Raw genomic sequence first — 7,182 nt, 5'->3', positions numbered from 1 at the left:
ACACACCCGCACCCACCACATCCACCACATCACCATCACCACCAGCAGCAACCGCACCCCGCGTCACCACCACCAACCGACCCACACCACCCCCATCCACACCCAACAACCACCCACGCACGTGGTCCAGGACCTCGACGACGGTGTGCCCCTCGGAGTGGTACAGCTCGAACGCGGAGTTCTCCTGTGTGTCCGTGGCTGCTGCGCCGGAGGTGGGCACCTCGACCCAGTTGATACGGAACAGTGAGTTCTGTCGGCCGTCGGCGACGTCGAACTGTGCGACCGGAACCGAACGCAGCGACAAGGCATCGACCGAGGCCACCGGTTCGCCGGTCGGTGCGGTGAGCTGGAGGGCCACGGCATCGCTGCCGGCGCGTTCCATACGCACCCTGAGCGTGCGCGCACCGGTGGCGTGGAGGCTCACACCCTCCCAGGAGAAGGGCAGTAGCACGTGGCCGGGCTCCGCCACCGTCTGCGCGATGCCGCTCAGCGCAATGGTGTGCAGTGCGGCATCGAGCAGCGCGGGATGCAGACCGAAGCGGGTGTTGTCCGTGCCTTCCGGCAGTCCGACCTCCGCGTAGACGGTCTCGCCGAGTCGCCAGGCCGCCGTGAGGCCCTGGAAGACGGGACCGTAGTTGTAGCCCAGTTCGGCGAGTTCGGCGTATCGCCCGTCGACGGGGAGGGAGACGGCACCTTCCGGCGGCCAGACGGCCGGGCCTGTGATCGTGGACGCGCCGGGCGAGGGTGCACCGGCGGTGAGCGTTCCCGTCGCGTGGCAGGTCCAGTCCGATTCGGCGTTCGCTGTGCTGTCGTGGTGTTCCCGCCGCGCGTGCACGGAGAAGGTCCGGTGCCCGGCGCCGTCGGGGGGCCCGACGGATATCTGGATGGTCACGCTTCCGGACTGTGGGACGACCAGCGGGCTGCGCAGCGTGAGCTCACCGATGCGTCCGCAGCCGACGTGGTCGCCGGCCCGGATCGCCATCTCGACATAGCCCGTGCCCGGCATCAGTACGGTCTCGCCGACGGCGTGGTCGGCCAGCCACGGGTGCGACTGGAGCGAGATCCTGCCGGTCAGGACAGCCCCGTCCCCGTCGGCAAGTGCGACGGCCGCGCCGAGCAGCGAGTGGTTGGCCGCCTCCAGGCCGAGTCCTGCCGCATCGGCCGGTCCCTCGGCACTCTCCTCCAGCCAGTATCGGTCGCGCTGGAACGCGTACGTGGGCAGGTCGACGTACCGGCCGGCCGGGTTCCCGAGCACCTGGCTCCAGTCGACGGGGGCGCCTGCGGCGTGGGCTCCGCCGAGGGCGGTGAGAAAACGGCGGCGTCCGCCGTCGTCGCGGCGCAGGGTGCCCAGTGCGGTGCCGGGAGCTCCGGCGTCCTCGATGGTCTCCTGGATGCCGACGGTGAGTCCGGGATGGGGGCTGACCTCGATGAACAGGTGGTGATCAGCGCTGATGAGGCTGCGGGTGGTCTGTTCGAAGCGAACGGTGTGACGGAGGTTGTCGTACCAGTAGTCGGCATCCAGCAGCCGGCCCGCGGGCAGAAGCCCGCCGGTGAGGGTCGAGTAGAACGGCACGTCCGGCTCACCGGGCGTGATACCGGCCAGCAGCCCGAGCAGTTCCTCACGGATCGCCTCGACCTGCGGCGAGTGCGAGGCATAATCCACCGGAATCCGCCGGGTCCGTACCTCGTCCACCGCACACCGGGCCGCGAAATCGTCCAGCGCACCCGGCTCACCCGCAATGACCGTGGACAGAGGACCATTGACCGCCGCGACCGTCGCACGGTCCCCGAAAGACACCAGCCGCTCACGCACCTCCTCCGTACCCAACGCCACCGAAAGCATCCCACCCCGCCCCGCAAGCGCCCCCAAAGCCCGGCTCCGCAACGCCACCACACGGACCGCGTCATCCAGACTCAACGCACCCGCCACATACGCAGCCGCGATCTCACCCTGCGAATGCCCCACCACAGCCGACGGACACACACCCACCGACCGCCACAACGCCGCCAACGACACCATCACCGAAAACAGAACCGGCTGCACCACATCCACCCGATCCAACGACACAGCACCCGGCCGCCCCCACAACACATCCTCCAACGACCAATCCACATACCGCGAAAGCACCTCACCACACCGACCCACCTCAGCAGCAAACACCTCCGACTCCCCCAACAAACCCACCGCCATACCCACCCACTGCGACCCCTGACCCGGAAACACGAACACCGGCCGGGCAGGTCGGGGTGCGTCGCCCACGACGACGTTCGGGGCCGATTCGGCGCATGCGAGTGCCGCAAGCCCGTCGAGGTATTCGCCGCGGTTCTCGCCGATCACGACGGCGCGGTGCTCCAGCAGAGTCCGGCTGTTGGCGAGGGAGTGGCCGATGTCGGTGGGGGTGAGCCGGGGGTGGGCTTCCACGTGCTCCGCGAGCCGCGCGGCCTGCGCCCGCAACGCACCAGGAGTGTGCCCCGACAGCACCCACACCGACGGAACAGAACTCTCCGCAGTCTCAGATCCCTCATCCAGCGGCACTCCGACCGCGTCCCCGACCGGGGCCTCTTCGACCGGGGTTTCCTCGGCAACTGCGTCTCCGCCAGGTGCTTCTTCGACCGGGGCCTCTCCGGCAAACGCGTCTCCGGCAAGCGTGTCTCCGGCAGATGCCTCTTCAGCAGGGGCTTCTTCGGCGGGGGCCTCTTCGAGGATCACGTGCGCGTTCGTCCCGCTGATCCCGAACGACGACACACCCGCACGACGAGTCCTGCCGTTGCGCGGCCACTCCTGCGCCTCCGTCAGCAACGACACCGCACCCGCAGACCAGTCGATGTGCGGCGACGGCTCGTCCGCGTGCAACGTCCGCGCCAGCCGCCCCTCCCTCAACGACTCGACCATCTTGATGATCCCCGCAACACCTGCGGCCGCGAGCGTATGACCGATGTTCGACTTCACGGAACCCAGCCACAACGGCCTGTCGGACTCCCGCTCCTGTCCGTAGGTGGCCATCAGGGCCTGGGCCTCGATCGGATCACCGAGACGTGTTCCCGTGCCATGGGCCTCGACCACATCCACATCGGCAGGAGACAGCCGCGCGTTCGCCAATGCCTGCCGGATCACCCGCTGCTGCGACGGACCGTTCGGCGCCGTCAGACCATTCGACGCACCATCCTGATTCACCGCCGAACCCCGCACCAACGCCAACACCCGATGACCATTGGCCCGCGCATCCGACAACCGCTCCAACAACAACGTCCCCGCACCCTCACCCCACCCCGTACCATCCGCATCCGCCGAAAACGCCTTGCACCGACCATCCGGAGACAGACCCCGCTGACGACTGAACTCCACAAACGTGTTCGGCGTCGCCATCACCGTCACACCACCCGCCAACGCCAACGAACACTCACCACTCCGCAACGCCTGCGCAGCCAGATGCACCGCCACCAAAGACGACGAACACGCCGTATCCACCGTCACCGCCGGACCCTCGAACCCGAACGTGTACGAAATACGCCCCGACGCCACACTGGTCGTGTTCCCGGTGGACAGGTATCCCTCGAAGCCGTCCGGGACGTTCCGCAGCCGTGAGGCGTAGTCACCGGCGATGACTCCGGCGAAGACTCCGGTCGCGGTCCCGCGCAGCGTGGTGGGGTCGATACCGGCCCGCTCCACCGCCTCCCACGCCGTCTCCAGCAACAACCGCTGCTGCGGATCCGTCGCCAACGCCTCCCGCGGACTCAACCCGAAGAACGCCGGATCGAACTCATCCGCGTCATGCAGAAACCCACCACCGCGCGCATACGTCGTCCCCACCACATCGGGATCCGGGTCGTACAACCCCTCCGTACGCCACCCCCGATTCACCGGAAAATCACCAATCGCATCCGTCCCCTCAGCAACCAACCGCCACAAATCCTCCGGCGAACCCACCCCACCCGGATACCGGCACGCCATCCCCACAATCGCAATCGGCTCCTCACCCTCAACCGAAGAACCCACCGACACGGCGGCGGGAATGCTGTGGTCCGCCGATTCGGTGCCGAGCTCGCCGCGCAGGAAGGGCACGAGTGCGGCAGGGGTCGGGTAGTCGAAGACCAGGGTGGCAGGGAGCCGGACGCCGGTGGCGGTGTTGAGCCGGTTGCGCAGCTCGACTGCCGTCAGCGAGTCGAGACCGATCTCGCCGAAGGGGCGGGTGGGCTCGATACCGTCCGGTGTCGCGTGACCGAGAACCGCGGCCACTTCGGACCGGACGAGGTCCAGGAGCAGTTGGTCACCGTCGGCGGTGGAGAGCTGGGCCAGCCGCCGGCCGAGTGCCGAGTCTCCGGTGTCGGCGCCCACGGTGCGGCGGGTGGTGGTGCGGACGAGTCCGCTCAGGATCGACGGCAGATTTCCGGCGGCGGCCCTGTCGCGCAGAGCGGCCTGGTCGAGCCTGGCCGCCATCACGAACGGCCTGCCCAACGTCCTCAGTCCGTCGATGAGTTCGCCGCCGGCTTCAACCGGAAGCGGCTGAATTCCGGAACGGTCGGCTCGGCGGCGAGCATGCGCCTCTGCCATTCCGTCACTGGTGTCCCACACTCCCCAGGCAATCGAATGCGCGGGCAGACCCTGGGCATGGCGGTACTGGGCGAGGGCGTCCAGGAAGCTGTTCGCGGCCGCGTAGTTGGCCTGCCCCGGGTTGCCGATGACGCCCGCGACCGAGGAGAAGAGGACGAACTCCGCCGGGGCGTGGTCCAGGGTGAGTTCGTGGAGGTGCCAGGCGGCGTCGATCTTGGGCCGGAGAACGGTCGCGATCTGTTCGGCGGTCAGCGACGTCAATACGCCGTCGTCGATGACTCCTGCTGCGTGCACGACCGCGCTCAAGGGCTGCCCGACGGGGATCTCCGCGAGAAGCGCGGCCAGCGACGCGCGGTCGGACGTGTCGCATGCGGTGATGGTGACGGTGGCACCGAGCGCCGTCAGCTCTGCTTCCAGTTCGGCGGCGCCTTCAGCCGCCGGTCCGCTGCGACTGACCAGCAGCAGGTTGCGTGCACCGTATTCGGTGACGTATCTCCGCGCCACGATTCGGCCGATGGCACCGGTGGCGCCGGTGATCAGAACGGTGCCCTGGGAGGTCGGGGCCGGCGGCATGGTCAGTACCACCTTGCCGACGTGCTTGGCCTGTCCCAGGAACCGGAACGCCTCGACGGCCCTGCCGACCTCCCACGAGGTGACCGGCAGCGGCCGGAGCGCACCGGAGGCGAAAAGCTCCAGCAGCGCCACCAGCATCTCCTGGATGCGGTCGTGGCCCGCGTCCATCAGGTCGAACGCGCGATAGGAGACCCCGGGATGGGTGGCACCGACCTCATCGGCATCGCGGATGTCGGTCTTGCCCATTTCCAGGAACCGGCCACCGCGCGGCAGCAGCCGCAACGAGGCATCCACGAACTCACCGGCCAGGGAGTCGAGTACGACGTCCATCCCCCGGCCGTCGGTCCTGGAAAGGAACTCGCTCTCGAAGTCGAGTGTCCGCGACGAGGCGATGTGCCGGTCGTCGAGGCCGAGCGTGCGCAGCGTGTCCCACTTGCCGGTTCCGGCCGTGCCAAAGACCTCGGCACCGAGATGGTGGGCGAGTTGTACGGCCGCCATCCCGACACCGCCCGCGGCGGCGTGGACCAGCACGGACTCGCCTGCTTGCAGGCTGCTGAGGTCGGTGAGGGCGTGATAGGCGGTCATGAAGACGATCGGTGTGGCGGCGCCCTCGGCGAAAGTCCAGCCTTCGGGCATGGGGGCCAGCAACCGTCGGTCGGCGACGGCGACAGGGCCGATCGCTCCTTCGAAGAGCCCCATCACACGCTGGCCGGGAACCAGGTCGACAACACCTGAGCCCACTTCGGTGACCACACCCGCACCCTCGCTGCCGAGCATCGCCTCACCCGGGTACATGCCGAGCGCGATCAGCACATCGCGGAAGTTCAGCGCGGCCGCACGTATCTCGACTCTGACCTCACCGGTGGCGAGTGGCCGTGCGGCCTCGGGGTGTTCGACCGGCGCCAGGTTGTCCAGCGTTCCCTTTTCGGTCACATCCAGCCGCCAGGGCGTCGTCGGCCTGGTGAGCGCGGGGGTCGCATCGGCCCTGGCGATGCGCGGGACGAGCAGGGCGTCGCCGCGCAGCGCCAGCTGGCCCTCGCCGGAGACGAGAGCGCGAGAGAGCGCGACGGGGAGGGACGGAGAGGTGGAGGCGGAGATGGAGTCGGAGGCGGAGGTCGAGGCTGAGATGGAGGCGGGAGCGGAGGGGGAGATGGAGGGGGAGGTGGAGGTGGGCGGGGAAGGCATGGACGTGGGAGCGGCGGACGGTGATCCCGGGGCCGCATGGGCAGGAATGTCCGCATCGAGGAGTACGAACCGATCGGGGTGCTCATGCTGGGCGGAGCGGAAGAGGCCCCATACGGCGGCTTCGGCCAGCCCTGTGATGTGTTCCCCGCTCCGGGCGGCCAGGGCGCCATGGGTGAGCACGACCAGGCGCGATGACACGAGCGTCTCCAGCTCCAGCCATGCACGTGCCAGGTCGGCGGCCTCCCGTACCGCATCGTGCGTCGCGGTGACCGGGTCGCCCTGGGCGCTCATCGCCCACACCACGGCATCGGGCACCGGCGCACCCTGCTCGACGGCTGCGGCGAGCGCGGGCAGACCGGTGTATGCGGGGATTCCGGGAAAACGAGGGTCGCCGCTGCCGAGCAGCACCGTCGTGGCCGAGGTCTTGACACCGTCGAAGGGCTCGGATGAGCCGGCAGGCGCGGCCGGGCCCGCATCGAGGGGCGTCCAGTCCACCTGGTAGAGGGAGCGCCGAAGCTCATTGCCACTGCCGCCGAGCGCCTCGTGCGAGACCGAGCGCAGAACAAGGGAGTCGACAGAGCCGACGGGTGCCCCGGTCGAGTCGTAGTACGCGATGCTCAAGCGGTCCGGTCCCTTCGACTTCAGGACCGCGCGGAGGCTGGTGGCCCCCGTGGCGGTCAGCCGTACACCGCTCCAGCTGAACGGGAGACGGGCCAGTCCGTCGGCCGCGTCCTCGACCAGGCCACCCAGTGCCATGGCGTGGAGACTGGAGTCGATGAGCGCCGGATGCAGTGTGTGTCCTGCGGGATCCGTCCCCGCCGGCAACTCCACCTCCGCATACGTCGCCCCACCATCCCGCCAGACCCCACGCA

General features: G+C 68.9%; 1 protein-coding gene. It reads right to left on the bottom strand.

The features are described 5' to 3' along the window. The coding region (locus ACFVT1_RS40790; RefSeq protein WP_389805809.1) for an SDR family NAD(P)-dependent oxidoreductase at positions 1 to 7,141 on the bottom strand (7,141 nt) is incomplete at its 3' end. Between the last annotated feature and the right edge of the window lie 41 nt (positions 7,142 to 7,182).

The sequence above is a fragment of the Streptomyces sp. NPDC057963 genome, assembly GCF_042887155.1.
Classification (GTDB): Bacteria; Actinomycetota; Actinomycetes; order Streptomycetales; family Streptomycetaceae; genus Streptomyces.
This window is presented reverse-complemented; position numbering and strand designations above follow the sequence as displayed.